The following is a 24,260-nucleotide window of genomic DNA, read 5'->3' on the forward strand; positions in this document are numbered from 1 at the left end:
GGAAAACGGAAATTATCCCACGCTAAGACTGCTTTTTGTACAATTCGGTATCGACTGTGCGTAATGGCCGATATTTCCCGGACCCCAGCTTAAGATTATTACGCCAGACGTAATCTCCACTCAGATTGATATGTTCCCAGCCCAGGGGAGAAAGATGAGATACCAGTTGCTCATTAATCGGGATGCCTTTTCGTTTCAGTGACTCAATGGCTCTTTCTATATATACCGTGTTCCACAACGTGATCGCCGCTGTCAGTAACGTCAGCCCGCTGGCGCGGTAACTCTGATTCTCCAGCCCGCGATCCCTGATTTCACCCAAACGATGCATAAAGACCGCTCGCGCAAGGGCATTACGGGCCTCGCCCTTATTCAACCCCGCCTGTACGCGTTGGCGCAGACCGGGATCACGGAACCAGTCCAGCATAAACAGAGTACGCTCGATGCGGCCAATCTCTCTCAGCGCTTTGGCAAGCCCATTCTGTTTTGGGTAACTGGCTAACTTCTTCATCATCAGCGATGCGGTGACTGTCCCCTGTTTAATCGAGGTTGCCAGGCGTAATACCTCATCCCAGTGAGCCTCAATGTCTTTGAAATTCAGGCTGTTTGTTGATATGACGGACTGAAGCCCCGGATAGCGCTCGGCCTTTCCATGAATAAACAGCCGCTTGTCATGAAGATCACGGATCCTTGGCGCAAAAGCGAATCCCAGCAGGTACATCAGGGCGAAAACATGTTCAGTGAAGCCTGCGGTATCGGTGTAATGCTCGGTAATTTCCAGATCGCTTTCATGGTACAGCAGGCCATCAAGCACGTGGGTTGAGTCGCGCACACGGCTGATCACTTTGGCGTAGAACGGGCTGTATTGGTCTGAGATATGCGTATAAATCTGCACGCCCGGCTCCTGACCATATTTAAGATTGACCTGACCCGCATAACGTCCGTGACTGCCTACCCGAAAGTTCTGCCCGTCTGACGACGATGTTGTCCCGTCGCCCCAGAATGCGGCCAGAGGTCGCGCTTTCTGAGCGTTGACCAGCTCGGCCAGTGCCGCTGAATAAGTTTCATCTCTGATGTACCATGCCTGAATACCTTCGAGTGACGATCTTGTGGCCCCAGGGCAGGATTCAGCCATTTTTGTCAGCCCAAGATTGATGCCGTCAGCCAGAATGGTGGTCAGCAACAGCCTTCCGTCTTTTGGTCTGACGTTATTATTTTTGAGGTGCGCGAAGTGACGCGTAAATCCCGTCCAGCTGTCAACTTCTTCCAGTATCTCCGTAATTTTCGGATGGGGGAGCATGCCATAGACCAAATCCGCAAAGGGCGAAACACCTGAAGGAACGCTGTTCTCCAGCGGAGTGATTTTTACGCCTTTATCTGAGATATCAACATCGGGCAAATCACCGGCAAGCGCCATCGCGTTAACTTCTTCCAGCCGCGATGCAAGAAGAGTCATACGGGCCTGAAGGTATGCCTGGCAATCGGTCTGAACGGCTAACTGTAACTGGTCATTATGTCGGGATTTCTCAAACTCAGCAGTTGGGATGAGATAATCATCAAAATTTCTGTAGCGGCGCGATCCTTTTACCCAGATATCACCGGAACGTAACGCCCCCTTGAGTTCATTCAGCACGCAAAACTCGTAGTACTTGCGGTCGATCCCTGAAGGCGTGAGCACCAGTTTTCGCCAGCTTTCAGGGATAAATCCTGTGGGCGCTGCGGGTGGAACTTTACGAAGTTGTTTACGATACATTTCCGTTATGGTGTCCAGCGCATCGCTGAGCGCCTGCGCAGCAGGTGTCGCCATGAACTGCAATGCTGACAGCATACGCGGGGCGTATTTACGCAGCGTGCTGTATTTTTCGGTGATCAGGTGAAGTGGGTCGAAATTGCCCTTACGGGACAGAAACCGCGTTTCCTCCACGCTGTTGATGAATTCCTGCCAGGGAAGGACGTCTTCTATTGCAGTCCAGGGATCTTCGCCAGATTCTCTGGCGTTAAGTAACGCCTGCCCGACGGTAACGTACTGCTTCAGCTTGGTCTGAATAAGCTTTCCCGTTTGCTGGAGTCGTTCGGCCTGCGTGCGTTTTGCCCGGCTGAACAGAGTACCCAGGATACGCTCGTGCAGATCAATGACTTCGTCAGTCAGGGTGGCCCTGGCCTCTGTTATTATACAAACCAGCGTCGCGTAACGTCTGACATCGGTGAATTTTGCCAAGTCTCTGCTGCTCATTTTCCTGCCCTCACGCGCCAGTTTAAGCAATCTGTTCTGGTGAACGGAAAGCGCAATTCCATCAGGCAATCCCAGCGCGGCGATGGAATTAAGCCGGTCGATGTGTTGCAGCACGTTTTTACCGTTGATTTTACCCGGAGGCTGAAGTAGCCATGCCAGACGGGAAGGCTGTTCATCCTCTGATATGAGCAGGCTGTCGAGTGCTGATTTATGCTGCTGTTCCAGTTGCGCGGTAAGTGCCGAAAATACGGATCGGTCAGCGAGCGTGACGACTTCGGCAAGCGTCCGTTCAATCACATCAACAGAAGGGAAAATAACATTATTGTTATGTAACCAGCTGAGCATTTCCTCCGCCAGCATAAACCCTTTGTCAGTTCTCATGGCGTAGGGGTGCAGATGCCGGATACAGTCTTTTTGCAGTGACCGACTAAACGGGGATAATTTCAGGTAGCGATAAAGTTCGGTCAGATGTTCCCAGCGGGTTTGCTCTCTCGATGCATATTCCTGCCATAAATCAGGCTGAAGTTTCAGTCGGGAAGCAACCCTGGATACAATGCCATTGTGAGGGACACTGCTTTTGTCCGGAATAAATCCAGGTCCACGCAGATAACAGAGTAATACAGTAAAGCCCAGGCGATTAGCTGGCCGTCGGTGCTTATTAATGAGCGCAACATCCTGTTCATTTAAAAAGCACATCCGAGTCAGAATCATTTCATCATCTGGAATAACCAGCAAGCGCTCCTGCTCTTCACTGCTGAGAATTTGTCGCCGTGGCATAAATACTTCCCTCGCGTATAGTTTCCATATGTTATGGATTGGCTATGACCGAAACCGGTCGGTTTCGTACACCTTCTAATATATCTGTCCGAAAGTAAGTGAAATTCATTTCGTACAGGTGCTATAATTCGGACATCTATTTCGTACGGAAAGTTTCCTATGTCACGAGTTTTTGCTTACTGCCGGGTTTCGACTCTTGAGCAAACCACCGAGAATCAGCGAAGGGAAATTGAATCGGCGGGTTTTGCCATCAGACCCCAGCGACTGATTGAGGAACATATAAGTGGTTCGGTTGCTGCCAGCGAACGTCCCGGATTTATCCGGCTGCTTGATCGCATGGAAAATGGTGATGTGCTGATAGTCACAAAGCTGGACCGTCTTGGGCGTAATGCCATGGATATAAGAAAAACTGTTGAGCAACTGGCTTCGTCAGATATTCGTGTTCACTGCCTGGCGCTCGGAGGTGTTGATTTGACCAGCGCTGCCGGGAGAATGACGATGCAGGTGATTTCAGCGGTGGCAGAGTTTGAACGGGATTTGCTTCTTGAGCGTACACATTCAGGTATTGCGAGAGCGAAAGCAGCTGGGAAGCGGTTTGGTCGACCTTCTGCACTGAATGAAGAACAGCAACTTACAGTGATCGCTCGTATTAATGCTGGGATCAGCATCAGCGCCATTGCCCGGGAATTTAATACTACCCGGCAAACCATACTCCGGGTAAAAGCAGGACAGCAATCATCATGAATGTAGCTCCAGCTTGACGGCCAGCTATGTGCCAGGCATTTCAAAGCAAAATATGTGTATCACTTGTTGGGGAGGACTTATGTACTGAACCCCAGATTTGACCCTGCCTGTAATTTGTTTATAGTATTGAGCGGCTTTGGTTTGGTCCTGGCTCAGACCCTATGCCTCTTATTTATCCCGGGCAACAGACCCGGCAATACATGCACTCTCGCTTTGGAGAATCTGACAATCGTTATGCGTATTACGCCACCCTGAGTTTTTCCTTCCTCTGTCGTACTGAGCGAACCTCAGAACGCACTCAATAACATCCCGTCTGCGGATGTGTTTTACCGTACATAAAAATGCTGCCCTCAGGGGCTGACTGTATCTAAAAACTGAGAAATTACTATGTTGCTGTCCTCGACGCGTAAGGACTGGCTGGGTAACGTCCGTGGTGACGTTCTGGCCGGTATTGTTGTCGCGCTCGCACTCATTCCAGAAGCGATCGCCTTTTCCATTATCGCCGGTGTCGATCCCCAGGTGGGCCTCTACTCGGCGTTCTGTATTCCTCTCGTTATGGCCTTCTTTGGCGGACGTCCGGCGATGATTTCGTCCTCCACCGGTGCAATGGCGCTGCTGATGGTGACGCTGGTTAAAGATCATGGCTTACAGTATTTACTGGCCGCCTCCATACTGACCGGGGTATTCCAGCTGATAGCCGGATATCTGAAGCTCGGCGGGTTGATGCGTTTTGTTTCACGCTCAGTGGTCACGGGATTTGTTAATGCACTGGCAATACTGATTTTTATGGCCCAGTTGCCTGAGCTGACCAACGTGACCTGGCATGTTTATGCCATGACTGCGGCAGGGCTGGGGATCATCTATCTCTTCCCTTATATCAACAAAACCATTCCTTCACCGCTTGTGTGCATCGTGGTGCTGACCGGCATTGCCATGTGGCTGCATCTGGATGTGCGAACCGTCGGCGATATGGGGAAACTTCCCGACAGCCTGCCGGTCTTCCTGCTTCCTGACGTGCCTTTAAATCTTCAGACGCTGCTCATCATACTGCCATATTCTGCGGGGCTTGCGGTGGTTGGCCTGCTTGAGTCGATGATGACTGCCACTATCGTGGATGACATGACCGACACGTCAGGCGACAAAAACCGGGAGTGCAAAGCTCAGGGTATCGCGAACATCTGCACATCCTTCATCGGAGGAATGGCAGGCTGCGCGATGATTGGGCAATCCGTTATCAACGTAAAATCCGGTGGCCGTGGAAGGCTTTCAACCCTCACGGCGGGCGTGGTGCTGCTTTGCCTGATTGTGTTCCTGCGCGACTGGGTATCCCAAATCCCAATGGCAGCGCTTGTCGCGGTGATGATCATGGTTTCCATCGGGACATTCTCCTGGCGCTCCATTACAAACCTGCGTACACACCCCCTCTCAACCAGCGTGGTCATGCTTGCCACCGTCGCGGTTGTGGTGGCAACACATAATCTGGCCTTCGGCGTGCTGACCGGAGTGTTGATTGCTTCGCTCAACTTTGCTACGAAAGTATCCCGGTTCATGCGTGTAACCTCAGTTCTGGAAGGGACGAGCCGGACGTATACCGTCACCGGCCAGATATTCTTTGCATCAGCAGACCGCTTTACCAGCCAATTTGATTTCCGTGAGGCGATTGAGAATGTGACGATAGATGTTTCACACGCCCATTTCTGGGACATCACGTCCGTCAGCGCCCTGGATAAGGTGGTCATTAAGTTCCGCAGAGAGGGCACCGGGGTTGAGATACGTGGGATGAATGAAGCCACCCGCACCATCGTTGACCGGTTTGGTGTTCACGATAAGCCTGAAGAAGTCGAAAAACTGATGGGCGGTCATTAACAGACCGGAGGGAAAACTATGAATAATACTGTTACAGCCTGTGTGGACGGTTCACTTTCAACGCGGTCAGTGTGTGAATATGCGGCGTGGGCAGCCCGCACTTTGCAATCACAGCTCGCACTGTTGCACGTTATCGAAAAAGACAGCACCCCGGTAGTGTCAGACCTGACCGGCACTCTCGGTATAGACAGTCAGCAATTGCTGACCGATGAGCTGGTAGAAATCGAAGGGCAACGTAATCGCCTGCTGATGGCCCAGGGGAAAGCAATACTGGAAAGTTGTGCTGAACTGCTTCAAAAACAGGGAAACCAGGATGTGCTTTTAATGCAAAAACACGGTACACCGGATGAAGTTCTGGCAGAGCTGAGCGACCTTCGTCTTATGGTGCTGGGGCGTCGGGGCAGCCAGCATCCGGTAGGCTCTCATCTGGAAAGCGTTATTCGTCTACAAAAAAAGCCCCTGCTGGTTGTTCCGGAGAACTACTCTGCGCCTTCCAGAGCCATGTTTGCTTTTGATGGCAGTGAAGAAAGCAGGAGAAACCTGGAACGTCTGACGTTGAGTCCCTTACTCAGGGGGCTGGAGTGCCACCTTGTCATGGTAAACGGTAAGAAGGAAGAGCTGCTGACCACACAGCAAATTTTACGTGACGCGGGTATAGAAAACAGCACAACACATCTTACCGGGCAATCAGTCGGGGATGCACTTATTCGTTACGCCGGGGAAAATGCTGTCGATCTGATAGTGATGGGGGCCTACGGTCATTCAAGGTTGCGGCAGTTCTTTATCGGTAGTCATACCTCCGAAATGCTGCAAAAGACGCAGCAACCGCTACTGATCCTCCGTTAGCTCTGATTTTTTTAAATAAAAAAGGGCGAGTTCTCTCGCCCTTCGTCACCAGAACACGTTTAATTCAGCCGGTTTCCTTTTTCATCAACCACCTTCTCACCGTCCTCTTTCGTGAACGCGCTTTTCTGTGCATCGGGAAGAATATCCAGCACGACTTCAGAAGGGCGGCATAGCCGGGTACCCAGTGGCGTCACCACGATGGGACGATTGATCAGAACAGGGTGCTGCAACATAAAATCGATTAACTGCTCGTCAGTAAAGCGGTCTTCCGCCAGCCCTAACGCTTCAAAAGGTTCGACATTCTTACGCAGCAGATCTCGTACCATGATCCCCATATTCGCAATGAGTTTTACCAGTTCATCTCGTGATGGTGGGGTCTCAAGATAATGAATAACGGTCGGCTCTGTACCGCTGTTACGGATCATTTCAAGGGTATTGCGTGACGTGCCGCAGGCCGGGTTGTGGTAAATGGTAATGTTGCTCATATCAGTATCTCATTACAAAGTGAAAGACAGACGAAGCGCCAGTGCTGCCAGCGTGACAAACAGCACGGGGATTGTCATGACAATGCCCACCCGGAAGTAATATCCCCAGGTAATTTTGATGTTTTTCTGCGACAGAACGTGCAGCCACAGTAACGTTGCCAGACTGCCGATAGGGGTAATTTTTGGCCCCAGGTCGCTGCCGATGACGTTGGCGTAAATCATCGCTTCTTTGATAACACCGGTTGCTGTGCTGCCATCAATCGACAGCGCCCCGACCAGCACGGTCGGCATATTATTCATCACCGATGACAGGAAGGCCGTCAGGAAGCCCGTACCCAGCGTTGCCGCCCATAATCCCTGTTCTGCCAGCTGATTCAGCAAGGAAGAGAGATAGTGGGTCAGACCGGCATTTTGTAAGCCGTAGACCACCAGGTACATCCCCAGCGAGAAGATAACGATTTGCCAGGGCGCACCACGCAGCACCTTACCGGTGTTAATGGCATGCCCTTTTTTCGCAACAGCAAACAGAAGCAGTGCACCAGCGGCTGCGACCAGACTGACCGGTACGCCCAGCGGCTCCAGTCCGAAGAATCCCACCAGAAGCAACACCAGAACCAGCCAGCCGGTTTTAAAGGTATTCACATCACGTATAGCGTCTTTCGGTTCTTTCAACAGAGAAACGTCGTAAACGGCGGGAATGTCTTTACGGAAAAACAGATGCAGCATCACCAGCGTAGCCGCAATCGCGGCCAGGTTAACCGGGACCATCACGGCGGCATATTCGGAGAAACCAAGCTTAAAGAAATCCGCCGAGACGATATTCACCAGGTTTGAGACAATCAGTGGCAGGCTTGCCGTGTCAGCGATAAACCCTGCGGCCATGATAAACGCTAAGGTTGCCCCCCGGCTGAATCCCAGCGCCAGCAGCATCGCGATAACGATAGGTGTCAGGATCAATGCCGCACCGTCGTTGGCAAACAGTGCCGCGACCATCGCGCCAAGCAGGACGATCCAGGTGAAGAGCAGCCGCCCCCGGCCATTCCCCCAACGGGCAACGTGCAGCGCGGCCCATTCAAAGAAGCCGGATTCATCGAGCAGAAGACTGATCATGATCACGGCAATAAAGGTGGCGGTCGCATTCCACACTATCTGCCAGACCACCGGAATATCCCCCAGATGAACGACGCCAGTCAGCAATGCCAGACCTGCGCCCAGTGAGGCACTCCAGCCAATCCCCAGCCCTCTGGGTTGCCAGATAACCAGGACGAGCGTGAATAAAAAGATAGCACCAGCCAGTAACATCAGAAACTCCATTCACATTTGTTTATTCGAATGTATATATCGTCATCAGCAGGAGGCCGATGCAACGCGATTAAGCTTGTTGCGTAGGTTTTCTCGTTCACAGTTCCAGGCTGTATCAATAATACCCGCAGCCCATGCAGGCATGTGTGGCGACAGTCGGTAATGCACCCATTTTCCTTCGCGGCGGTCAATGACCAGTTCTGCTTCACGTAACAGCGCCATATGTCGTGATATTTTTGGCTGAGATTCTGCGGTTGCCCCACAGATGTCACAGACGCACATCTCACCGGACTCCCTGAGGAGCAACACAATGGTCGAACGGGTTTCGTCGGCGAGCAGTTTAAAAAGCTGAACAGGCTGTAGCATACTTAACCTCGTAAAAAAATAACAATACATATGGTATTTCATATGTGATAACTTTTAAAGCATAGCTTATGAAAATGGGGATTTTTTATGACCGACTTACCAGCAATCGAACCGGCTTATTTTGATGATGCGCTTGCCAGCAAACTTACGGGCAACAACGAAACCATGCCGCGTATTCTCATCCTGTACGGTTCAGTACGAGAGCGATCCTACAGTCGTTTTGCAGCGGAAGAGGCCGGGCGGTTGCTGGCAAAGATGGGCGCTGAGGTGAAAATCTTTAACCCATCCGGTCTGCCGTTACCCGATGATGCCCCCGAAAGTCACCCCAAAGTGCTTGAACTCCGCGAGCTGGTCAGGTGGTGTGACGGAATGGTCTGGAGTTCTCCGGAAAGACATGGCGCCATGAGCTCGGTGATGAAGGCCCAGATTGACTGGATACCCCTGAGTGAAGGTGCTGTCCGTCCGTCCCAGGGCAAAACGCTGGCCGTGATGCAGGTTTGCGGCGGCTCGCAGTCGTTTAATACGGTGAACCAGATGCGGATACTTAGCCGCTGGATGCGGATGTTCACCATTCCCAATCAGTCGTCAGTGCCAAAGGCATGGCAGGAATTTGATGATGAAGGGCGCATGAAACCCTCCCCCTGGTATGACAGGATTGTCGACGTTACCGAAGAGTTGTTCAAAATGACGTTACTCCTGAAAGGGCACACAGCCTACCTGTCCGACCGCTACAGCGAAAGGAAAGAAAGTCATCAGGAGCTCTCTGCACGGGTCAATCAGGCAAAAATCTGACGGTCAGGCATGCCCGATTCATTAGCGGGCTAATATATCTGTTTTTCCCAAATATTTCTTCAGTTCGAATGATCTAAGTTAGGGGCATCATTACCAGATCAATACTGCCAGGGAAGGTAGTATAATGTCTGCGTCGCTCAAAGTTGCCCGTCATGCCAGATTAAGAAACAAGCTAAGCGTAGGATATTTTCCGTTTTCCAAGCGGACCCCAATGTCGCGTAACAACGCGACGACTGCCTCCGGTCGCGTGTTATTAAGCGGCTCTTCTTGGTCGGTTCCGAGACCAAGCTTGGCAGACAATCCCTTCAGGCCATGTCGTCCGAACAGAATCAGAATCTGCGCGAACCGCTCGCGCTCCTTCATCGCAGCGGTCTCTGGCTCGTCCTTCAGTGCCGGAACAGCCATGGCTCATCATAGAAGTCCAGTCATGATCTCTACGGAAATCAGTGTCCTCTTCCATCTTGGAAGCAGGTTGGCTCTTGTGACACTAGATGCCCCTCCTGTGCGAGCAATATCTCCGTTCCTCAAACGATGGACCAGCCGGCGTCATCTAAAGCCGCCTTGGCTGCCTCGATCTCCGGCAGTTCTGCCTTCCATTTGGAAGCATCGAGCCGCCTTCCCGTCAGGCCATCTGACGCCTCGGAGGCAAGCCAGAGAAGCGGTTGAACAATGACTGAGGGGGCGAGCAAACTGGATCGCGCCTCGTGCGGGAAACCTTCTGGAATCATGCCTGTCGCCGTTGCGCCGCCTGGAAGCAGAGCGTTAACTGTAATCCCCGTACCGTCCAGATCCTGAGCCCAGATGATGGTTTCGGATTCTAGCGCCGCCTTGGACGGGCCGTATGGTGAGAAGCCGCGGCGTCGCATGGTGGCGTGATTCATTGTGATATTGATGATGCGCCCGCGACCTGCCTTGATCATCACTGGGACCGCTGCCCGTGCCATCAGAAAGGGGCCATTGACGTTGGTGTCGATGACAAGGCGCCAGATGTCCGGGTCGGTTTCCCAGAAACGGGTTGGATCGGTCAGGAATTGCTCGCTGACATACTTCATACCGCGACCGGCGTTATTGACGAGGATATCAAGTCGACCGAAGTGATGCTGTGCCATTGCCACGACGCGGGCACAATCTTCTTCACGCGTGACATCGGCAAGTACCGGAATTAGCCGGTCGTTCCCGACTTCGCTAGCCACGCCCTCGACTTCGGCCGCCTCACGCGATGCGGTCATGACAACCCGCGCTCCGGCCGCCACGAGTCCCAGCACCATCGCCCGACCGAGCCCGCGACCACCGCCGGTGACGATGGCAACCTTGCCCTTGAGTTTCTTGCCACTCATCGGTTCAGCGCCTGCATCTGAGGTGCAGCATAGCGCTCTCCGACGACGGCACCAGGCGGCAAGATGCGGTCGATTCGGCTGCGATCCTCAGCCGTGATACACACCTCAAGCGCCTCTACGTTCTCCTCAAGTCTCGCCCGTTTCTTGGTCCCTGGAATCGGAACAACGTCCTTACCCTGCGCAAGCAGCCATGCCAGCGCTAGCTGGGCTGGCGTGCAGCCTTTCTCACGCGCCATCGTCTCGATTTCCGCGACTAAGTCAAGGTTTTTCTGGAAGCTTTCACCCTGGAAGCGGGGCGCGTGCCGCCGATAGTCGTCCTCGGCGAGATCCTCAATGCTGCGGATCTGACCTGTGAGAAAGCCGCGTCCCAGCGGGCTATAAGCCACATACCCGATGCCGAGTTCGCGCACGGTCGGCAGTATCTCGTCTTCCGGATCGCGGCTCCAGAGCGAATATTCGGTCTGCAGGGCCGAGATCGGGTGAACCGCATGAGCGCGGCGAATGGTTTCTGGCGCGGCTTCCGACAAACCAAGGTAACGGACCTTACCTGCCTTAACAAGATCGGCCATGGCACCTACTGTTTCCTCGATCGGCGTGTTCGGGTCCACCCGGTGCTGGTAATAAAGGTCGATGTAGTCAACCCCAAGGCGCTTCAACGACGCATCACAAGCTTGGCGCACATATTCCGCATCGCCACGAATGCCAAGATATTCACCATTCTCGCTTCGGACGTTGGCGAACTTAGTTGCCAGCACGACCCCATGGCGGCGATCAGCGATTGCCTTACCGACCAAGGCCTCGTTGGTAAAGGGACCGTACATGTCGGCGGTATCAAGGAATGTGACACCAAGCTCGAGCGCCCGGTGGATCGTCGCGATCGCCTCGCCCTCATCGCGACCGCTATAAAATTCCGACATCCCCATGCAACCAAGACCAAGCGCCGAAACTTCCAGCCCCTGTGACCCCAGCTTACGCATACTAACTTGCATAGCTTCCTCCTAAATGTTGCTTCATCAAGTAATCTACCTGACTCAATCGGCTTTGTTGCAAGTATGCAACAAAGAACCAACGGTATGCAAAAGCGTTATCTTACATAACAATCATAATTAACAACGCTCTGCTGGGCGGCATTGACTACGTGCCGAAGCTATCAAGCTACAGCCTGCTGCGCGGCATGTCCACCAGTGTGCACCGCTCCGGTGCCGACTTCCGCGACGTCAAAAAGCAAGGCGGCTCGTGCCATGACGGCACAGTGCAAGGCTGCATTGAGAAGGCGAGCCGGTTCGAGGAAATCGCGGACGGTAGCTTGCTACGCACGCGGGTCAAACCAGCCTAATTTAGCTTAGCGCCAGATTTTTTCCGTTTTCCCTATTCTCCCCTAGCTGTCATTTCATCCTGCCGCCTTACATGCGCTGACGCGCATCAATCCCCGTTCCTCAGTGGAACGAAAACTCACGCTAACAGGGCAGTGACCGGGTAGCCACGATAACAGCCAACAATATTAGCTTAAAGGTTAATTTTACCTTGCCTGATATTAGCCTATAGGTTAATGTTAATAGAAAGGGGAGGTCACATGTTTAGCGTTGTTTATCACCCGGAAGCTAGGGAAGAAGCCACAGTATTACCCGTAAAAATCAGGGTGAAGTTTGACCGTCTCATCGGCAAACTGGAGTATGACGCCCGATTACTGCGGGAACCGGACACAAAGCCCCTGGGCGATGGACTTTTTGAGATCCGCACGATGGGGACGGACATAGCCAGGGGAATATGGGTATACCACAAAGGCAATACCATCATCATGCTCCGGGTTTTCATCAAGAAGTGACAAAAAACGCCAGCGAAAGAAATAGATCTCGCCAAAAAGCGGTTAGCGGAGGTACTTAATGAAACTGGTAAGTCATAAAGAACTGCATAACGAATGGATGCAGGACGACGAATATCGCGCTGCATGGCAGAAAGAAGAACGCAAGGAGAAGCTCAGAGAGCTACTTGCGGAATGGCGCAAGCATGACAACCTGACAAAAGCGCAGGTTGCTGAACGCATGGGGGTTACACCTCCGGTTATTTCCCGCCTTGAAAACAACATCACCAAAGCCAGCATCGACACACTGACCCGCTACGCTCACGCCTGCGGCATCAAGAAACCTGTCATTGCCCTGTACTAAATGACCAGCCCTCCGGGGCTGGCCATTTTGTTTCGGTTGGGCTTCAGACCCCTCTGAGAGGCAGACCAATCTGAGGCGAATAATGGTATTCTTTATATATAAATCTATTTTTTGAATAAGTTACGGTATAGCTAGATGAAACAGAACTTACAAAGTGAATTAGAAAACCATTATAATCAGATGGTTATGAAAAAAATAAATTATTTGAATGATTCATTCTCTGAGTCTTTAGCTATGTACGAGCAAACATCGGGATGTACTCCACTTTTGATGTGTGGTGATTCTCTTGAAGCTCTGGCACAGCTTCCTCCTGACTCTATCGATTTCATCATGACTTCCCCCCATACTGGGGGAAACGAGAATATGATAATGGAGGAATTGGATTAGAAATAGATCACATGGATTTTGAGTAATGCTGTAAGCACACCTGTTTTAGTTCCACTCACTTTTTGAGATTTCCGCGTTTTCGGCCAACAGGCTGTACTCTTCCGGCGTCAGGTTATTCAGAGATTCATGAGGCCGCTCGCTGTTGTATTCCGTCAGCCAGCGCTCTGTGATTTCCCGTACTTCGTTCAGGGTTCTGAACAGGTAAAAATCCAGTATTTCTGTCCGGTACGTCCGGTTAAACCGTTCGATAAAGGCATCCTGCGTCGGCTTACCAGGTTTGATAAATTCCAGTATCACACTATGCTCTTCGGCCCACTGCGCCAGAGCCAGTGAGACTAATTCTGGTCCATTGTCCATCCGCATTTTCAGCGGATATCCGCGGTTTGCCACTATCCTGTCCAGTACCCGAACGACACGCTGAGCCGGGATATTCAGGTCGATTTCTATCGCCAGCGCCTCACGGTTAAAATCATCCACCACGTTGAAGGTCCGGAAGCGTCTGCCGCAGACCAGCGCATCGTGCATAAAATCGATGGACCAGCTCTGGTTTAACGCTTGCGGCGTCGCCAGTGGGACCGGGTTGCGCACCGGCAGGCGTTGTTTACCCTTACGACGTAAATTCAGTTTCAGCAGGCAGTAAATCCGGTGTACACGCTTATCGTCTAATCAGTCAATATCAGGATCAGATGGGGTCTTTGTCGTCTTCGTAGTCATCTGTTGATGCTACTACATGTTGCAAGACGTCGTCCTCATTCCTATGTGATTCCCGCAAGGTTTTTACCCTGCAAAGCGTGTCCCGGAATTGAAGCGGATGACGAAATCCGTCTGATTTGATTATGATTTTTAGACCGTCAACTTACCGTTTTAAGGCGTTCATGATAAAAAGTCTCTGATTTCCACATACTCAACATCAATGTCGTCAGTTTTCGAGCCAGTGCAACAATAACCTTCTTGTAGCCCATCCTGCGTCGGAGTTCATTTGCCCATATAGCCATACTTGTATCTGTACCATAACGCGTTAACAAGCATGCTGCTGCTTCGTAGATAAGCGTGCGTGTCATTCTGTTTCCCTGCTTTGATATTCCCCCATTTCTGTCAACTTCGCCGGATTGATACTTTTTGGGCGTTAATCCGAGGAAAGCTCCTGCATCGCTGACACGTCTTCCGTATCCTGTCATACGCATAAAACAACCAGCGCTGGCGTGATTTAGCGCCCACGTAGCCCCACTGTTCGTCCATTTCAGCGCAGACAATAACGTCACTACCCGGTTGTATGCGCGAGGTTACCGACTGCGGCCTGAGTTTTTTAAGTGTCGTAAAATCGTGTTGAGGCCAACGCCCATAATGCGGGCGGTAGCCCTGCATCCGACGCCATTCATGGCCATATCAATAATTTTCTGGCGTGTACCGGGCTGAGAGGCGGTGTAAGTGAACTGTAGCTGCCATGTTTTACGACAGTGAGAGCAGAGATAGCGCTGATGTCCGGCAGTGCTTTTACCGTTACGCACCACGCCTTCAGTAGCTGAACAGGAGGGACAACTGATGGAAATGGAAGCCACTGGAGCACCTCAAAACCATCATCATACACTAAATCAGTAAATTGGTAGCATTACCCTCTTCTTCAATTTCAGACATTACACGCTCTCAATTATTATTCGATGGTCACACTGAGTATCGCCTTAAATTGGGCAACAACTTACTCAGACTCACACGACTTTTCGTAACCAACGAACATTACCACTAATAACACTTCAATCAATAGTACCTAAGTACTATTAACTCCTGGCTTATATTAGCCTCAATGCATAAGAGCAGTACCAAGTACCGCTCTTAATTTCTTGTCTTGAGGCGCAAAACCTATGCCCGTATCAATTGCGTCATTTCTTCGCGAACCTGCGGTACGGTTAAGCCGACAATAATTTGAAAGCTATCACCATTACGTACCATGTTTACTGCACCATGCTCTTGAAAATATTGCGTTTCCGCTACTTTTTCTGGCTCATGTACCTTGATACGTAACCGCGTGGCACAATTGGTGAGCAATGCTATGTTGTCTTTGCCACCCAGTCCTTCAATAAACGCACTCGCTTGCCCGCCATCAATCACACCGCTCGATGAATCGTTTTGTTGTGCCCCCTTATAGTCGGCTTTGGTATAAAGCTTCGCCTCTGCGCTGCCCCGGCCGGGCGTGGGGATATCAAATTTCAAAATCAGCGCGCGGAACACCACAAAGTAGATAGCGGTGAAACTCAGGCCGATGAGCACTTGCACAATATATGTGTCGCCATGCAAGCCGCCTAGCGGTAGCCAATTTTGAAAAATAAAGTCGATAAGCCCAGTCTGGAAGTTACCTGAGACACCAAACCAATAGGCAATGGTTGCCATGGTTGCCGCCAATACCGCGTGGAGCGCAAATAATGCCGGTGCGATAAACAGGAAGGTAAACTCAATAGGCTCGGTGATCCCAGTAAGAATGGCCGTCAATGCCGCACCAAGCACCAAGCCGAGCACCATTTTCTTGTTTTCTGGCTTCGCGGTTGCGTAAAGCGCCATAGCAATACCCGTACAACCAAAGACTTTCCCCATCCCAGTCAACATCAAGCCACCTTGTGGGAATTGCTCGGTTAAGGGGGCAGGATTGCTGGCAAAGTTTTGGATATTTTGAATCCAATGAGCCACTGTGCCGCCATCCACCGCTACAGGTCCATAGAATACGGGGCCATAGACAAAGTGATGCAGCCCCGTTGGGATCATAATCCGCTCAAGGAAAGTGAACATCCACACCCCGAATGAACCCGCACCGACTAAAAAGGTTTGTAGATTATTAATGCCGTGCTGAATACTTGGCCAAGTAAAACAGGTGATGATCGCCATGAGTACTATGATCGGAAAACTCACAATAACCACCAAAGGTGTGCCACCAAACACTGCCGCCCAGTTTGGCAGTTTTTTGTCGAAGAAACGGTTGTGAACCCAAACGGAGAGGCTAGCAATTACGATGGCACCCAATAGGTTAGTATCCAAAGTAAGTATACCGCCCACATCAGTAAGCCCACGCTCACCCTCCACATAGTTCACCCCAAGCTCAGGTCCCCAGAACTGTAAAATGCCACCAATCACATAATTAAAGGTGATGTATGACACCAGTGTTGCAAGCACTGCGCGCCCGGATGCAGATTTTGCTAGTGCTATCGGTAACCCTACCGCAAACACCAAGGCCATATTTTTAAACACCGCCAACGAGGCTTGGAGAAGGATAGTTGACACTTTTACCCATGCACTACCTTCCACTGCCCAAGGAAAGAGATCTTGGTTGAGTAGCATCACCGATAAGCCTAATAACATACCGGCTGCAGGAAAGAGGAGCACAGGGACAAACATTGCTGCACCAAAGCGCTGGATTATATCTTTCATGATGATCCCTCCCAGATTTTGGCCCCAGATGGTCTCTGGGGCATCATATTATTAATGAAATTGAGGTAGATAGTCGCCGTTAACACGTAAAAGCTCATCGACGATTTGTTGCGCTTTTGGCACATCCACAACGGTTCGGTTGAGCGTGAGCGCATTGACCAGTGTTTGTCGATCCCCGCTAAACCATGCATCCACGACCAGCTTTTCGTAGCCGAGTTGGCCTTCGATCAGTGCTTTTTGGAACGTAGGGATGGTTCCGACCGCAAAGCGTTTCGGGCCGTCATTGGTTAACGCGGCCGGCACTTCCACCATGGCATCATTCTGAATATTTGGGATCGCGCCATCATTCGGTACGATAACCAGATACGTCTCGCCACGGTTATAGGCCAAGGAGGCCGCTACACGCACCATATAGCGCCCATGGATGTCTGCATGAAGATGTTCATTAGCGGTAGTGCCCGCGGCAATGATGCGTTCATTCAGGCTAAACACTCGCTTTTCTCGTCCATTGATTACTTGGCGCGCACGCGTGTTAGCAATATCTTCTTTTTCTACCATTTTTTCCGGATACAAGTAGTACTGCAGATAAGTATTGGGTAAGTACTCAGGATTGTCTTTCAGCATGGTCTGCATGTTTTTAAACGTTGCCTGCCATGAAGGGTCATCAGCAATTTCTGGGTCAACAGCACTGATCCCCTCTTCCAAAATGATGCGTTTAAGCTCAGCGGTAAGGTCGACCCCTTCTCGGTTTCGTACCTTGGTAAACCACCCAAAGTGGTTCAGTCCAAAGTATTCCGGCACCAAATCCCAGATCTCGCAACCGAGTAATTGTGCATAACTCACCATAATGGCGGCAGGCATATCGCAGATGTTTAGAATGCGGTTGTCATGAGGAAATTCGCGCTGCAAGGCTTCAGCCACAATGGCTGCTGGGTTTGTATAGTTTAAAATCCAGGCATCCGGGGCGAAGTGACGAATGTCATTCACGAGAGTAATCATGTCACCTATCGAGCGTAGCCCATACGCCATGCCACCCGCGCCGCACGTTTCTTGTCCCACACAACCGTAAAACAATGGGATCTGCTCATCAAGCTCCCGCATGGCAAGGCCACCAGTGCGGATCTGAATAAAGAAGAAATCTGCATCTGAGAATGCCGTTTCTTTATCCGTGGTATAAACAAACTCTTCGACCTCAGGATAAGCCTCGCGCAGCAAGATCTCCGTCGCTTTGGCATTCGAGGCTTGTCTTTGTTCATCAATATCATAGAAGGTGATTTTGCTGAGCGGAAATGCCTCTTTTTCAGCAATCAAGCTATTGATCATCCCCAGTGTATAGGTGCTTCCACCCCCGACGATAGTGAGCTTTTGTGGTTTCATCATCGTGTCTCCTCTTAATATGTATCTTTAATGTATTACATAGGTGATACTTTAAATATACACAAAGGCTCATTTATTGATCGAAAACACAATGGGAATCTATTTATGTACTTTAAATGTATTATCGATCACAGTTTGTTATGATGGGGCTTGCAGCCAAAAGGAGCCGACATGTTGAAACCTCGCTACATGCAAATAGCCGATTTACTCACTGAGCAGATTAAAGATGGAACCCTGACACCAGGCGCGATGATGCCAACTGAGGCCGAGCTACAAGCCACCTATGACGTCAGCCGAGTCACGATACGTAAGGCGATGAAGGTGTTGGTTGATAACGATCTGCTCTACCGCGTCAGAGGTAGTGGCAGTTACGTAAAAGCCCCTAAAGCACAGCACAACGCCTTTCAACTGATGGGATTTATCGAAGAAGTCTCAGCACAAGGCAAAACGCCAAGCTCAAAGGTGATCGCATTTGAAACGTCACCTTGCAGCCACACCATTGCCAGTAAATTAAACGTGGAGGAAGGGACGTTGATTTATGAAATCCAACGTCTTCGTTTGATTGATGGCGAGCCAGAAATCCTTGAGTGCACCTACCTGCCGGTGGCTATGTTTACCGATCTCAGTATCGAAGTGATGCAAACATCGAAATACGATTATATCGAGCGACATAAGGGGATGCAGATCGCGAAAAGTCGCCAATGTGTCTGGCCAGATAGCACCTCCACCTCACTCGCCGCGCTCCTCAACACCCGTGAAAATTCGCCCATATTAAGGGTCGAATCAGTCAGTGAGCTTGTCGATGGGACACCGTTTGAATATACAGTGAACTACTTCCGCTTATATCAGTACAGCTTTGAATTCATCGCTCACCGCCAAACACCACAATGATCTGTTTCCTCGAGACGTCTCGGTTGCGTTGTTGAGTATGAGGTGTAGTCTGACCGGGTTACCTTATTTCGACGGGATATCTGATGCGAACAAAAGCAGATAGATGACGCCACGCTATCGGTTTTGAACTAACGGGCTTAATCTTGGTGGTCTTGGGGCTCAATTGGATCCTTGGAGCATGCATCGGCCATCTTGGGATCATGGGCGCGATTTTTTCTGTGCTTGCCACCCTTTGGAATTATGTCTACAACATTGGCTTTGATAAAGCGATGTTGGCTTGGCGGGGCTCAGTGCTCAAAACCTTACCGCTGCGTCTGCTGCATGCGGTGATCTTTGAAGCCGGGCTGCTGGTTGCGACCATCCCGTTTATTATGTGGTGGCTGTCGATGAGCTTTTGGCAAGCACTCAGTATGGATATCGGGCTAGTCCTATTTTATCTGGTGTATGCGTTCGTTTATAACTGGCTGTACGATTATCTGTTTCCGATCCCAAATGCGCAATCCCAGAAGGACTGAGTCTGCCAGCCCTTAATATCACGGGTACAAAGATTTACTGACGGAAGGTACGCGGCGAGGGGATCAAGTTGTGTTTGTTCAATAGCCGATACATGGTCGCACGTGACACACCGAGCTCTTTGGCCGCGGCCGATACTTGTCCCTTATTTTCTTCAAGGACGGCGATCAGCGCGTCTCGCTCAGACTCTTCACGGATTTTACGTAAGCTTTGTTTATAATCTCCCTGACGAGGAAGATCTAAGTGCTCCGCTTCAATCACCAGATGATCGGTGTTACCAACGGTGCAAAACTGGGTCTTCCGCAACTTGGGTGGAGTTGTTTAAGCCAGAGGGCTCATGACCCGTCGTCGCAGTAACTCGAAGCCAGCTCGACCGTACATCTGCCGTTTCAGCATTTTTAGGCGGTTTACATGGCCTTCCACAACGCCATTACTCCATCTGCTGCTTATCGCTTCGTGTATTGCTGTTGCATCCGCTTCCATACCGGCCGCAACACGCTGAAGGTCAATGAGCCCACTTTGACTGACGTCAGAGAACCATTGATTTAACTGCGATTTATTCTTCGTTTTCAACATTCGATAGAATGTCGAGCGACAGCTGTTGCGCCATTTTCAGTTGCGGTTCTTTCTGGCACATTGATTCGATGAAGCGGGATGCATAGTTTTCTTCCCCCCTGATCATTCCAGCGGCTTACCCTGGATGCTGAGGGGAGTCGGACTGGAGCGATAACGGGACTGTTAACCGGCTTACGCCACTTAGCCACAGCATCTCTGACCGTCATTTCACTCCCGGTGAAGCCAACATTTACCATCTCCCGCCATAGCTGCCCGGCATTATGGTTACCGTTTATCCGTTGTTCTTCCAGCCACTCCTGCCATGGATCAAGTAGCCCGGGTCTGGGTGGCTTAGTTGATATTTCAGGGAACGCTTTTGACTGTATCCACCGACGAACCGTCACCCGGGACAGCCCGGTGATACGTGATATTTCTCTTATCCCACAACCCTTTTTATAAAGAGAGTCTACCTCAGCCCAGCGCTGATAGCGTTTGTCACGCCGTTCTCGTTTAATACGTTCAGGGCGTCGTAACGTTGAAGTTGGCACCAGAGACGCTTCAGCGTTCTGTTCTTTGGGGGATAACTCGGTGGCCACCAGTCGTATCAATGGCATGTGTCTGTACATCATGCGCTCCAGCGCATCACCAATATTCTTCAGCAGATGCCAGCGATCGGCCACCTGTATTGCCTGCGGAGCACCATCGCGGGCAGCTAACGCATAGATCCCCCCGCGATCGCGTGAGACGACCTGTATCTCCGGGTATTTTTTGAACCATGCAGCCAGAGTACGTTGCTCCCGGCCTGGCAGCAGCACCAGGGGGCGATGGGTATCAAGATTTACGATCAGTGTGCCGTACCTGTGGCCCCGATGCCATGCCCACTCGTCAATACCGACATGCCTAGTCCGGTTTTCTGTTTGTTCCGGAGCCTGAACCACTCTGCGTAGTAAAGTATCCGCGCTAATCTGTATTCCTGAAGCTACTTCAGCTCGTCTCCCTGCTTCACCACCTGCGATAAGCCCCAGCTGATGCTGCAGATTTTTCAGCAATGCAGAAGACTGCTGCTGCGGACCTGCAAAGGGAGCAAGCGATTCAGCAAAAATTTTACGTGAACAGGATGGGTTACGGCAGTACCAGTGCCGGATGACGAAGACTAACCAAAGAGCCTGGCCTGAGCATGGAAGATGCTGTATTCGTCGCCGCCGGCAACTATGAACAGAATTACTGCGCGCGAGGCACTCAGGACATGATGCCGTTTTGCGCGTGGCGCGGAGATGGAGGGTTATTCCATCAGCACCAGTAATTTGTCGGCAGGTTTGCCACCCGCACCATCGTTGACCGGTTTGGTGTTCACGATAAACCTGAAGAAGTCGAAAAACTGATGGGCGGTCATTAACAGACCGGAGGGAAAACTATGAATAATACTGTTACAGCCTGTGTGGACGGTTCACTTTCAACGCGGTCAGTGTGTGAATATGCGGCGTGGGCAGCCCGCACTTTGCAATCACAGCTCGCACTGTTGCACGTTATCGAAAAAGACAGCACCCCGGTAGTGTCAGACCTGACCGGCACTCTCGGTATAGACAGTCAGCAATTGCTGACCGATGAGCTGGTAGAAATCGAAGGGCAACGTAATCGCCTGCTGATGGCCCAGGGGAAAGCAATACTGGAAAGTTGTGCTGAACTGCTTCAAAAACAGGGAAACCAGGATGTGCTTTTAATGCAAAAACACGGTACACCGGATGAAGTTCTGGCAGAGCTGAGCGACCTTCGTCTTATGGTGCTGGGGCGTCGGGGTAGCCAGCATCCGGTAGGCTCTCATCTGGAAAGTGTTATTCGTCTGCAAAAGAAACCCCTGCTGGTTGTTCCGGAGAACTACTCAGCACCTTCCAGAGCTATGATTGCTTATGATGGCGGTGAAGAAAGTCGGAGCAATCTGGAACGTCTGACGATGAGTCCCTTACTCAGGGGGCTGGAGTGCCACCTTGTCATGGTAAACGGTAAGAAGGAAGAGCTGCTGACCGCACAGCAAATTTTACGTGACGCGGGTATAGAAAACAGCACAACACATCTTACCGGGCAATCAGTCGGGGACGCGCTTATTCGTTACGCCGGGGAAAATGCTGTCGATCTGATAGTGATGGGGGCCTACGGTCATTCCAGGTTGCGGCAGTTCTTTATCGGTAGTCATACCTCCGAAATGCTGCAAAAGACGCAACAACCGCTTCTGATCCTCCGTTAGCAATGAAAAGGGGCGGGTACGCTCGCCCTACTTCATGAAGTGGATTAGCCGTCTATCACATGGATCACTCTGAATCGGCATGAGTGCAACGGCATAAGCCTGCTTAAAAAACAGGCTTAACGTGGGATATTTTCCGTTTTCCAAGTGGACCCCTATAAATCATATCCGTTTCCTGGATACTGGATTACCATTACAGAATAATCCCCTTTAAATCAATCCAACCAAATGATGGTCATTCAATGAAAATGACTCAGATCAAGAAATTAATACTTTAAAGCTCAGGCAAGAAAATGTGATGTAGCACAATTTACAACGATTTTAAAAAGAGTATAATTTTCATATGATATAGTCACGAATGTAATGGATTTATCTTTGTGAAAAACCAAGAATAACTAACGGATTACAACTTTTATTGCCAGGTAAAAAAATGAGAAACGCCCACGATATACTTGACAATATTGTATATGATTTTGCCAATGCCACAGGTCTGGGTTCTGTTGCCGTAGATCTGAATGGCAAAGAGATATCCCCATGGTATAATTTTACTTCTTTCTGCCAGCAGGTCAGGCAAATCGCAGCTTACCATCCCTATTGCCAACAATGCGATCGCTGTGGTGGTTTTGAAAGTACGAAAGCAAAACAGATTCAATGTTATCGCTGTCACGCAGGACTCGTAGATTTTTCCATTCCTATTTTCATTAACGGTAATCTGACAGGGTTTGTTTCTTGTGGACAAGCACGTGTTGCAGAAAACTTACCATTACCAAAAATAGTGGAAAACGATAAAAACTTACCAACAGAATCAAAACTTATCGAACTATATCATGAGGTGCCTGAACTGAGCCTGATGAAAATAAAGTCTGCTGCACAGCTCCTGAACCTTATTATAGAGAACTACCTTAGTAAGGAATATAATTTACGTATAGTAAAAAATGTCAGTCCTGTTAAAAATCAGAAACTGGAGACATTGGGTCGACATCAGGCAACAATGGAAATGATACTCAATCACATAAATCAGAATTTCTCTGACAATCTCAATCTTGAACAAATGGCCAGCAAAGCCAACCTGAGTATGTTTTATTTTTCCAGAACGTTTAAGGAGTTGACAGGCACAGGCTTCACTGCTTATTTAATAAATAAAAGAATGACGGAAGCTCATTGTCTCCTTGAACAAACAAACTGGAGCATTGAAAAAATAGCACGAAGTGTCGGTTATAATGATGTCCATTATTTTTCCCGTCTCTTTAAGAAAACGTTCAATAGGTCTCCATCAGAATTCCGAAATCATTCTTCAGGCTTTTCCATGTAAATATCTCGCTTAATCTGTCCATTCACTTTTGAGATCTTCCAACATGTTAATTATGTCTCCTGAGGATATGATTCACCGAATATCAGCTCAGCCCCTCCACCTACCCTAAGTACTTCACTCCCAGTACACCGCATTTCCGTTCAGTTACTTTTGGAAGTTCAAAAGCAACAGGGATGTGAGGAACTCATCCATAACATTCTTAACTCCGATGAAACGATACTTCAGAACCAGAAAAAGACTCAGAAACATGCTGATACTGAATAGACAGTACGACCATGCTTGCGCTTGCGAATCTGCCCACCTACTGCCTGTTCCATTACTTAACATCCCCAGATGGAAGATGTTACTATCGAAACCAGCCGGACGGGGCATTCCTGTCAACCGGGGGCGGTTTGTTTTTGATGTCCCGTTTCGGCTCTGTCAGTTTCAATTTATCGGGTTCCTGTGTTGATCATCCACTATCAGAAGAAATGATTAATCTGTAGCAAGTATCGTGGCTTGTCCTAAATAACTGATCCTAATACCGCTACACTTTAGCCAGCCCGTGTTTTCCACCGGGGAATGGGCTGACGGTATCCATAAAGTGATGAACCTTTTTCAACAGTTGCCACATTGAACGGCACTGGTGATTTCGGGTTATTGTCTCATGAAGCGCCTGCCAC

General features: G+C 50.1%; 21 protein-coding genes and 6 pseudogenes. 12 read left to right on the forward strand and 15 right to left on the reverse strand.

The window, feature by feature from the left end; translation table 11 throughout:
* Positions 1-22 precede the first annotated feature (22 nt).
* The gene (locus tag QQZ17_RS14970) at positions 23-3,007 is read right to left on the reverse strand and encodes a Tn3 family transposase (protein WP_192468019.1); all 2,985 of its coding nucleotides are present in this window, start codon (positions 3,005-3,007) and stop codon (positions 23-25) included.
* A gap of 159 nt (positions 3,008-3,166) precedes the next feature.
* Here QQZ17_RS14970 and QQZ17_RS14975 point away from each other — a divergent pair, with 159 nt between their 5' ends.
* From QQZ17_RS14975 to QQZ17_RS14985, 3 genes are all read left to right on the forward strand, one after another.
* Positions 3,167-3,751 carry a recombinase family protein gene (locus QQZ17_RS14975; protein WP_096995113.1) on the forward strand — a complete coding sequence of 195 codons (585 nt, stop codon included), beginning with the start codon at positions 3,167-3,169 and terminating at the stop codon, positions 3,749-3,751.
* A 387-nt stretch (positions 3,752-4,138) separates the two neighbouring features.
* Complete coding sequence (locus QQZ17_RS14980; RefSeq protein WP_096995110.1) at positions 4,139-5,617, forward strand: SulP family inorganic anion transporter; 1,479 nt, start codon at positions 4,139-4,141, stop codon at positions 5,615-5,617.
* A gap of 18 nt (positions 5,618-5,635) precedes the next feature.
* Entirely contained in the window at positions 5,636-6,463 is an 828-nt protein-coding gene (locus tag QQZ17_RS14985) for a universal stress protein (RefSeq protein WP_096995108.1), read from the forward strand.
* Between the two features lie 59 nt (positions 6,464-6,522).
* Here the strand turns inward: QQZ17_RS14985 and arsC are convergent, their stop codons facing one another.
* The 3 genes from arsC to QQZ17_RS15000 are packed head-to-tail and all read right to left on the reverse strand — an operon-like array spanning position 6,523 to position 8,616.
* Positions 6,523-6,948, reverse strand: coding sequence for a glutaredoxin-dependent arsenate reductase (gene arsC / locus QQZ17_RS14990; protein WP_096995105.1), 426 nt, complete (start codon positions 6,946-6,948; stop codon positions 6,523-6,525).
* Positions 6,949-6,960: 12 nt separating this feature from the next.
* Positions 6,961-8,250, reverse strand: coding sequence for an arsenic transporter (locus tag QQZ17_RS14995; RefSeq protein ID WP_096995102.1), 1,290 nt, complete (start codon positions 8,248-8,250; stop codon positions 6,961-6,963).
* Between the two features lie 45 nt (positions 8,251-8,295).
* Positions 8,296-8,616, reverse strand: coding sequence for a metalloregulator ArsR/SmtB family transcription factor (locus QQZ17_RS15000; RefSeq protein ID WP_096995100.1), 321 nt, complete (start codon positions 8,614-8,616; stop codon positions 8,296-8,298).
* Positions 8,617-8,703: 87 nt separating this feature from the next.
* On the opposite strand from QQZ17_RS15000, the gene arsH reads away from it, so the two are divergent.
* The gene (gene arsH, locus QQZ17_RS15005; RefSeq protein WP_096995098.1) at positions 8,704-9,408 is read left to right on the forward strand and encodes an arsenical resistance protein ArsH; all 705 of its coding nucleotides are present in this window, start codon (positions 8,704-8,706) and stop codon (positions 9,406-9,408) included.
* Positions 9,409-9,558: 150 nt separating this feature from the next.
* Here arsH and QQZ17_RS15010 read toward each other — a convergent pair whose 3' ends face one another.
* The 3 genes from QQZ17_RS15010 to QQZ17_RS15020 form a co-directional block, all read right to left on the reverse strand.
* Positions 9,559-9,813 carry a hypothetical protein gene (locus QQZ17_RS15010; RefSeq protein WP_284554140.1) on the reverse strand — a complete coding sequence of 85 codons (255 nt, stop codon included), beginning with the start codon at positions 9,811-9,813 and terminating at the stop codon, positions 9,559-9,561.
* A gap of 119 nt (positions 9,814-9,932) precedes the next feature.
* The gene (locus QQZ17_RS15015; protein ID WP_192466107.1) at positions 9,933-10,745 is read right to left on the reverse strand and encodes an SDR family NAD(P)-dependent oxidoreductase; all 813 of its coding nucleotides are present in this window, start codon (positions 10,743-10,745) and stop codon (positions 9,933-9,935) included.
* A complete protein-coding gene (locus QQZ17_RS15020; protein WP_225622146.1) occupies positions 10,742-11,734 on the reverse strand; it encodes an aldo/keto reductase in 993 nt (330 codons plus the stop codon). Before QQZ17_RS15020 ends, QQZ17_RS15015 begins: the two co-directional genes overlap by 4 nt.
* Positions 11,735-12,318: 584 nt before the next feature.
* On the opposite strand from QQZ17_RS15020, the pseudogene QQZ17_RS15025 reads away from it, so the two are divergent.
* The 3 genes and pseudogenes from QQZ17_RS15025 (at position 12,319) to QQZ17_RS15035 (ending at position 13,297) form a co-directional block, all read left to right on the forward strand.
* Positions 12,319-12,648: pseudogene (locus tag QQZ17_RS15025) on the forward strand (type II toxin-antitoxin system RelE/ParE family toxin).
* Positions 12,629-12,910, forward strand: a complete 282-nt coding sequence (locus QQZ17_RS15030) for a helix-turn-helix domain-containing protein (RefSeq protein ID WP_192466126.1) — start codon at positions 12,629-12,631, stop codon at positions 12,908-12,910. Before QQZ17_RS15025 ends, QQZ17_RS15030 begins: the two are co-directional and overlap by 20 nt.
* Before the next feature lie 135 nt (positions 12,911-13,045).
* Positions 13,046-13,297 (forward strand): site-specific DNA-methyltransferase, encoded by a 252-nt coding sequence (locus tag QQZ17_RS15035; protein ID WP_192466125.1) that lies wholly within the window; start codon positions 13,046-13,048, stop codon positions 13,295-13,297.
* 45 nt (positions 13,298-13,342) lie between these two features.
* Here QQZ17_RS15035 and QQZ17_RS15040 read toward each other — a convergent pair.
* The 5 genes and pseudogenes from QQZ17_RS15040 to QQZ17_RS15060 form a co-directional block, all read right to left on the reverse strand.
* A pseudogene (locus QQZ17_RS15040) lies at positions 13,343-13,954 on the reverse strand (IS3 family transposase); the annotation flags it as partial.
* Positions 13,955-14,148: 194 nt separating this feature from the next.
* The gene (locus QQZ17_RS15045) at positions 14,149-14,481 is read right to left on the reverse strand and encodes a transposase (RefSeq protein ID WP_192466124.1); all 333 of its coding nucleotides are present in this window, start codon (positions 14,479-14,481) and stop codon (positions 14,149-14,151) included.
* Positions 14,456-14,856, reverse strand: a pseudogene (locus tag QQZ17_RS15050) (IS1 family transposase); the annotation flags it as partial. The gene QQZ17_RS15045 and the pseudogene QQZ17_RS15050, both read right to left, overlap by 26 nt.
* Before the next feature lie 298 nt (positions 14,857-15,154).
* Positions 15,155-16,711: an alpha-glucoside-specific PTS transporter subunit IIBC gene (locus QQZ17_RS15055; RefSeq protein ID WP_192466105.1), complete on the reverse strand. Its 1,557-nt coding sequence runs from the start codon at positions 16,709-16,711 to the stop codon at positions 15,155-15,157.
* A gap of 51 nt (positions 16,712-16,762) precedes the next feature.
* Positions 16,763-18,091, reverse strand: coding sequence for a 6-phospho-alpha-glucosidase (locus QQZ17_RS15060; protein WP_206098739.1), 1,329 nt, complete (start codon positions 18,089-18,091; stop codon positions 16,763-16,765).
* 168 nt (positions 18,092-18,259) lie between these two features.
* Here QQZ17_RS15060 and QQZ17_RS15065 point away from each other — a divergent pair, with 168 nt between their 5' ends.
* Positions 18,260-18,979: a GntR family transcriptional regulator gene (locus QQZ17_RS15065; RefSeq protein ID WP_064760475.1), complete on the forward strand. Its 720-nt coding sequence runs from the start codon at positions 18,260-18,262 to the stop codon at positions 18,977-18,979.
* Positions 18,980-19,095: 116 nt separating this feature from the next.
* Positions 19,096-19,494, forward strand: coding sequence for a PACE efflux transporter (locus QQZ17_RS15070; protein WP_225622121.1), 399 nt, complete (start codon positions 19,096-19,098; stop codon positions 19,492-19,494).
* A 34-nt stretch (positions 19,495-19,528) separates the two neighbouring features.
* Here the strand turns inward: QQZ17_RS15070 and QQZ17_RS26465 are convergent, their stop codons facing one another.
* Positions 19,529-19,753 (reverse strand): helix-turn-helix domain-containing protein, encoded by a 225-nt coding sequence (locus QQZ17_RS26465; protein ID WP_281492800.1) that lies wholly within the window; start codon positions 19,751-19,753, stop codon positions 19,529-19,531.
* 60 nt (positions 19,754-19,813) lie between these two features.
* Positions 19,814-21,351 (reverse strand): annotated as a pseudogene (locus QQZ17_RS15075) (ISL3 family transposase).
* A gap of 14 nt (positions 21,352-21,365) precedes the next feature.
* Here QQZ17_RS15075 and QQZ17_RS26470 point away from each other — a divergent pair.
* The 3 genes and pseudogenes from QQZ17_RS26470 to QQZ17_RS15085 all read left to right on the forward strand — a co-directional run.
* Positions 21,366-21,443: pseudogene (locus QQZ17_RS26470) on the forward strand (STAS domain-containing protein); the annotation flags it as partial.
* A gap of 18 nt (positions 21,444-21,461) precedes the next feature.
* Positions 21,462-22,289: a universal stress protein gene (locus QQZ17_RS15080; protein ID WP_192466106.1), complete on the forward strand. Its 828-nt coding sequence runs from the start codon at positions 21,462-21,464 to the stop codon at positions 22,287-22,289.
* A 427-nt stretch (positions 22,290-22,716) separates the two neighbouring features.
* The gene (locus QQZ17_RS15085; RefSeq protein WP_011787829.1) at positions 22,717-23,598 is read left to right on the forward strand and encodes a PocR ligand-binding domain-containing protein; all 882 of its coding nucleotides are present in this window, start codon (positions 22,717-22,719) and stop codon (positions 23,596-23,598) included.
* A gap of 526 nt (positions 23,599-24,124) precedes the next feature.
* Here the strand turns inward: QQZ17_RS15085 and QQZ17_RS15090 are convergent.
* Positions 24,125-24,260: pseudogene (locus tag QQZ17_RS15090) on the reverse strand (IS630 family transposase); the annotation flags it as partial.

Source organism: Citrobacter sp. T1.2D-1 (genome assembly GCF_950098555.1).
GTDB lineage: Bacteria > Pseudomonadota > Gammaproteobacteria > Enterobacterales > Enterobacteriaceae > Citrobacter_A > Citrobacter_A telavivensis.

Coding starts and splice junctions, on each gene's coding strand:
- QQZ17_RS14970 (WP_192468019.1), bottom strand. CDS start 3,007: ATGCCACGGCGACAAATTCTCAGCAGTGAAGAGCAGGAGCGCTTGCTG.
- QQZ17_RS15000 (WP_096995100.1), bottom strand. CDS start 8,616: ATGCTACAGCCTGTTCAGCTTTTTAAACTGCTCGCCGACGAAACCCGT.
- QQZ17_RS15020 (WP_225622146.1), bottom strand. CDS start 11,734: ATGCAAGTTAGTATGCGTAAGCTGGGGTCACAGGGGCTGGAAGTTTCG.
- QQZ17_RS14995 (WP_096995102.1), bottom strand. CDS start 8,250: ATGTTACTGGCTGGTGCTATCTTTTTATTCACGCTCGTCCTGGTTATC.
- QQZ17_RS15010 (WP_284554140.1), bottom strand. CDS start 9,813: ATGGCTGTTCCGGCACTGAAGGACGAGCCAGAGACCGCTGCGATGAAG.
- QQZ17_RS15030 (WP_192466126.1), top strand. CDS start 12,629: ATGAAACTGGTAAGTCATAAAGAACTGCATAACGAATGGATGCAGGAC.
- QQZ17_RS15035 (WP_192466125.1), top strand. CDS start 13,046: ATGAAACAGAACTTACAAAGTGAATTAGAAAACCATTATAATCAGATG.
- QQZ17_RS14985 (WP_096995108.1), top strand. CDS start 5,636: ATGAATAATACTGTTACAGCCTGTGTGGACGGTTCACTTTCAACGCGG.
- arsC (WP_096995105.1), bottom strand. CDS start 6,948: ATGAGCAACATTACCATTTACCACAACCCGGCCTGCGGCACGTCACGC.
- QQZ17_RS15055 (WP_192466105.1), bottom strand. CDS start 16,711: ATGAAAGATATAATCCAGCGCTTTGGTGCAGCAATGTTTGTCCCTGTG.
- QQZ17_RS15045 (WP_192466124.1), bottom strand. CDS start 14,481: ATGCGTATGACAGGATACGGAAGACGTGTCAGCGATGCAGGAGCTTTC.
- QQZ17_RS14980 (WP_096995110.1), top strand. CDS start 4,139: ATGTTGCTGTCCTCGACGCGTAAGGACTGGCTGGGTAACGTCCGTGGT.
- QQZ17_RS15085 (WP_011787829.1), top strand. CDS start 22,717: ATGAGAAACGCCCACGATATACTTGACAATATTGTATATGATTTTGCC.
- arsH (WP_096995098.1), top strand. CDS start 8,704: ATGACCGACTTACCAGCAATCGAACCGGCTTATTTTGATGATGCGCTT.
- QQZ17_RS15065 (WP_064760475.1), top strand. CDS start 18,260: ATGTTGAAACCTCGCTACATGCAAATAGCCGATTTACTCACTGAGCAG.
- QQZ17_RS15080 (WP_192466106.1), top strand. CDS start 21,462: ATGAATAATACTGTTACAGCCTGTGTGGACGGTTCACTTTCAACGCGG.
- QQZ17_RS15060 (WP_206098739.1), bottom strand. CDS start 18,091: ATGATGAAACCACAAAAGCTCACTATCGTCGGGGGTGGAAGCACCTAT.
- QQZ17_RS14975 (WP_096995113.1), top strand. CDS start 3,167: ATGTCACGAGTTTTTGCTTACTGCCGGGTTTCGACTCTTGAGCAAACC.
- QQZ17_RS15015 (WP_192466107.1), bottom strand. CDS start 10,745: ATGAGTGGCAAGAAACTCAAGGGCAAGGTTGCCATCGTCACCGGCGGT.